The sequence below is a fragment of the Streptomyces sp. SBT349 genome (assembly GCF_001083795.1).
In the GTDB taxonomy this organism is placed as follows: Bacteria; Actinomycetota; Actinomycetes; order Streptomycetales; family Streptomycetaceae; genus Streptomyces.
Genome location: NZ_LAVK01000489.1, coordinates 1 through 4,352, shown reverse-complemented (window position 1 = coordinate 4,352; position 4,352 = coordinate 1). Strand labels below are relative to the sequence as shown.

The following is a 4,352-nucleotide window of genomic DNA, read 5'->3' as shown; positions in this document are numbered from 1 at the left end:
CCCTTGCCCCGCGCCGTGCCCGAGTCCTTCCCCGCCGCCTGGCCGCGGTCGAGGACGGCCAGCGCCCTGCGGGCGGCCGGATGGGTGCGGACGAGGCCGGCCAGCGTGGTGGAGCCGCGGGTGATGCGGGTGAACGCCGCCCACGCGGGCCGGAAGCCGATCAGGGCGGCGTGCACGAGCCCCGGGCGGTGGGCGAACCCGGTCAGCAGCCGCCGGCCGACGCCCATGTCGACCCCGAGCCCGGCCTTGACGGCGAAGGTGTAGTTCAGCGCCTGCCGGCGCGCGTCCACGGCGTCGGACGCCTCCGCGATGCGGACGGCCCACTGCCCGGCGAGCCGGCCCGAGCGCAGGGCGAACGAGATGCCCTCGCGCGTCCAGGGCTCCAGCAGGCCGGCCGCGTCGCCGCAGACCAGGACCCGGCCGCGGGAGAGCGGGGAGTCGTCCGTGCGGCAGCGGGTGAGGTGTCCCGAGGAGACGGACGGCGTGAACCCGGCCAGGCCCAGCCGCGCGGTGAAGTCCTCCAGGTAGCGCTTGGTGGCGGCGCCGTCGCCGCGGGCGGAGATCACGCCGACGGTGAGCGTGTCCCCCTTGGGGAACACCCAGCCGTAGGAGCCGGGCAGCGGGCCCCAGTCGATCAGCACGCGGCCCGTCCAGTCGGCCGCCACCTCGGGCGGCACGGGGATCTCCGCCTCCAGGCCGAGGTCCACCTGCGCCAGCCGCACCCCGACATGGGCTCCTATCCGGCTGGCGCTGCCGTCGGCGCCGACCACGGCGCGGGCCAGCAGCGTTTCGCCGGAGGACAGCACCACGGCCACGGTGCGGCGGTCGGGGACGGCGGGGCCGTGCTGCTCCACGCGCGCGACGGTGGCGCGGGTGCGCAGCTCGGCGCCGGCCTTGACCGCGGCCTCGGCGAGCCGCTGGTCGAACTCGGGGCGGTTGACCAGGCCGAAGAGCATCCGCTTGGAGCGCCGGGTGCGGGTCATCTTGCCGTTGAGGGAGAACGTCACGGCGTGCACCCGCTCCTTGAGCGGCAGTTCGAAGCCGGGGGGCAGCGCGTCGCGGGTGGGGCCGATGATGCCGCCGCCGCAGGTCTTGTACCGGGGCAGCTCCGCCTTCTCCAGCAGCAGCACCCGGCGGCCGGCCTCCGCGACGGCACGGGCCGCGGAGGCGCCGCCCGGCCCGGCGCCCACCACCACGACGTCCCACACCATCCCGGTCCCGGACTCTCTCTCGCTGCTCACGATGTGCTGCCGCTCCCCGCTGCGTGCCTACGTTTCGGTCACCGGACGGCATCCTAGTTCGCCGCCGTGGGCGGAGCGGGCTGTGGGATGATCGGCCCCACCCCGAGCATTCGTACAGATGTTGCACGTGCGCCCACCTGGCGCGCACGCAAGGAGCGTTCCATGGAGCACCGTCCCGATCACACCGCGATCTCCGCCGCCGTCGCCTCGCTGATGCCCTCGGCCAGGGGGGAGCTCGCCGAGCTGGTGGCGTTCCGCTCCGTCGCCGATCCCGCGCAGTTCCCGCCCGCCGAGTGCCGGGCCGCGGCGGAGTGGGTCGCCTCCGCGCTGCGGGCCGAGGGGTTCCAGGACGTGGCCCTCCTCGACACCCCCGACGGCACGGCGTCGGTGTACGGCCACCTCCCCGGACCCGAGGGCGCGCCGACCGTGCTGCTGTACGCGCACTACGACGTGCAGCCGCCGCTGGACGAGGCGGCGTGGACCTCGCCTCCGTTCGAGCTGACGGAGCGTGACGGGCGCTGGTGCGGGCGCGGCGCGGCCGACTGCAAGGGCGGCGTCATGATGCACCTGCTGGCGCTGCGCGCGCTGCGGGCGGCGGGCGGCGTTCCGGTGAGCGTGAAGGTGATAGCGGAGGGCTCCGAGGAGCAGGGCACCGGCGGCCTGGAGCGGTACGCGGAGGCGCACCCGGAGCTGCTGGCGGCGGACGCCGTGGTGATCGGGGACACCGGGAACTTCCGGGCGGGGCAGCCGACGGTGACGGCGATGCTGCGCGGCATGGTGGCGGTCCGCGTCCAGGTGGACACCCTGGAGGGGAACCTGCACTCGGGCGCCTTCGGCGGGGCCGCTCCCGACGCGCTGGCCGCGCTGGTGCGCATGCTCGGGTCGCTGCACGACGAGGACGGCTCGACGACGGTCGACGGGCTGACCGGGGGCGGGACCTGGCCGGGTACCGCGTACCCGGAGAAGGTCTTCCGCGAGGACGCCCGGGTGCTGGACGGGGTGGAGCTGATCGGCTCGGGCTCCGTGGCCGACCGGGTGTGGGCGCGTCCCTCGGTGACGGTGCTGGGCATCGACTGCCCGGCCGTGGTGGGTGCCACGCCCTCGGTGCAGGCCGGCGCGCGGGCGCTGGTGAGCCTGCGGGTGCCGCCGGGGGTGGACGCGGGCGCGGCGGGCACGCTGCTGGCGGAGCACCTGCGCTCGCGCGCGCCATGGGGCGCGCGGGTGTCGACCGACGTGGTCGGCGAGGGGCAGGGGTTTCGCGCCGACACCGCGAGCCCGGCGTACGCGTCGATGGCCTCGGCGATGCGCGAGGCGTACGACGGGACCCCGATGGCGGTGGTCGGCCAGGGCGGCTCGATCCCGTTGACCAGCACGCTGGCCGCGCTCTACCCGGACGCCGAGATCCTGCTCATCGGGCTGAGCGACCCGGCGGCGAAGATCCACGCGGTGGACGAGAGCGTCTCGCCGGAGGAGTTGGAGCGGATGGCGGTCGCCGAGGCGCTGTTCCTGTCGCGTTACGCGGCGACCGCGGCGCGCTGACGCCCCGCGCGGTGGGCCGGGGCGGGTCGGCCCCGGCCGGTGCGGAGAAGCCGGCCGGGGTCCCGTTCAGCGGTGGCGTCCGGCCCTGCGGCGGGCCACCACCACGGCGCCCGCGGCGACGGCCGCGGTGAGCCCGGCGCCCACCCACAGCATGGTGTCGCCGCCGGACTGGCTGCCGCCGACGCCGGCCTGGGCGCCGCGCGTGGGCACCGCGGTGGAGGTCGAGGTCGCCGTGGCGGTGGGCGAGGCGCTGCCGGACAGGATGGTGAGCGTCGCGGTGCCGGTCTCCGAGCCGCAGGTGAACGTCACGCCGTAGTCGCCCGGCCTGGCGTCGGTGTCGACGGTGGTTCTGGCGCTCTGGAGCTGCCCCGGCATGCCGAGGACGACCTCGTCGAAGACGGCGGACTCGGCGGTCGCCTCGAACCGGGTGCAGTTGGTGACCGTGAGGTCGATCGCTCCGCCGGCCCTGACGGCGGCCGGGGAGACGCTGAAGCCGAAGGACGTGTCGTCGTCCTGGGCCGGAACCCGGCCCTGTTCCCGCTCGACGAGAGCGAGCGCGCCCGGCGCGCTCACTCCGAGGAACGTCGCACTCAGCCCGGCGGCGGCCAGTGCGGTTCGCAGTCTGCTCATCAGAAGGCTCCTTCATCGGATGTGAGCGTCACCCCGCAGAGCGACCGTAAGCCGATGATCAGTCAGATAACCTTCGGAACAGGACATATGGGTTAAGCGGTGCCGCCGTTCGCGTCATGCGGGCCGGGCGGGCCGGGACCGTCAGGCCCTGCCGGTCATGTGCGCGAAGACCACGACGTTGTCGGAGTAGCCCGAGCCCTGCTCGAAGCTGCCGCCGCAGGTGATGACGCGCAGCTCGGGCCTGCCGGTGTCCTCGTAGACGTACTCCGGCAGGCTCTCCTTGTCGAAGACGGCTATGTCGTAGACGGAGAACCGGGCGGCGATCCCGTCCTCGCGGATGACCTCGACGGTGTCGCCGACGGCCAGGGCGCCGAGGCCGTAGAAGACGGCGGGGCCCGCGGCGTTGTCCACGTGGCCCACGACGACGGCGGTGCCCCTGGTGCCGGGGGCGGGCGCGTCCTGGAGCCAGCCGGCGAGGTTCTGGATGTCCTCGGGCGGCGCTTCGAGCCAGCCGTCCGGGTCGAGGCCGACGCCGGTGAGCGGGGCCTCGACATCGATGGTGGGGATGGAGACCCAGGTCGGCACGGCGGGCGGCAGCGGCTGGATCCCGGCCGCGGACTCCTCGCCTCCCGGGGTGGCGTGCGCCTGGCGGCGTTCCCCCGGCGGCTGCGGTGGGCCGGCCTGCCCCTCGGTGCCGGCGAGCATGATGGTGACGCCCAGGATCACCGTGCCGGCCATCGTGGCGAAGGCGGCCTTGCCGCCCCAGCCGACGCGCTCCTCGGGCGGCTCGGCGTCGTAGGGGTCGTAGTCCGCCGTGTACTGCGGCAGGCGCATCGCGTTCACGGACCTCATGCTCGTCGGCCACAACCCCGCCGTCCACGCCCTCGCCGACGCGCTCGCGGGCCAGGCCGACGGCGACACCAGGGACACGATGAACCGCGG

4 protein-coding genes and 1 pseudogene are annotated in these 4,352 nt (G+C 75.1%); 2 read left to right on the top strand and 3 right to left on the bottom strand.

Going from position 1 to position 4,352, the window contains the following annotated elements; translation table 11 throughout:
- Positions 1-1,211: geranylgeranyl reductase family protein (locus ADY01_RS33420; protein WP_049580512.1), on the bottom strand; the 1,211-nt coding region annotated here is incomplete at its 3' end.
- 192 nt (positions 1,212-1,403) lie between these two features.
- Between ADY01_RS33420 and ADY01_RS33415 the strand changes: the two genes are divergently transcribed.
- Entirely contained in the window at positions 1,404-2,780 is a 1,377-nt protein-coding gene (locus tag ADY01_RS33415; protein WP_049580511.1) for a dipeptidase, read from the top strand.
- 66 nt (positions 2,781-2,846) lie between these two features.
- On the opposite strand, the gene ADY01_RS33410 is transcribed toward ADY01_RS33415, so the two are convergent.
- Positions 2,847-3,410 carry a hypothetical protein gene (locus tag ADY01_RS33410; protein WP_049580510.1) on the bottom strand — a complete coding sequence of 188 codons (564 nt, stop codon included), beginning with the start codon at positions 3,408-3,410 and terminating at the stop codon, positions 2,847-2,849.
- Positions 3,411-3,551: 141 nt separating this feature from the next.
- Positions 3,552-4,244, bottom strand: coding sequence for a class F sortase (locus ADY01_RS33405; RefSeq protein WP_049580509.1), 693 nt, complete (start codon positions 4,242-4,244; stop codon positions 3,552-3,554).
- Between the two features lie 10 nt (positions 4,245-4,254).
- Here ADY01_RS33405 and ADY01_RS37700 point away from each other — a divergent pair.
- Positions 4,255-4,352 (top strand): annotated as a pseudogene (locus ADY01_RS37700) (histidine phosphatase family protein); the annotation flags it as partial.

Excerpts from the sequence above, each read along its gene's own strand:
- ADY01_RS33415 (WP_049580511.1), top strand. The coding sequence starts at position 1,404 with ATGGAGCACCGTCCCGATCACACCGCGATCTCCGCCGCCGTCGCCTCG.
- ADY01_RS33410 (WP_049580510.1), bottom strand. The coding sequence starts at position 3,410 with ATGAGCAGACTGCGAACCGCACTGGCCGCCGCCGGGCTGAGTGCGACG.
- ADY01_RS33405 (WP_049580509.1), bottom strand. The coding sequence starts at position 4,244 with ATGCGCCTGCCGCAGTACACGGCGGACTACGACCCCTACGACGCCGAG.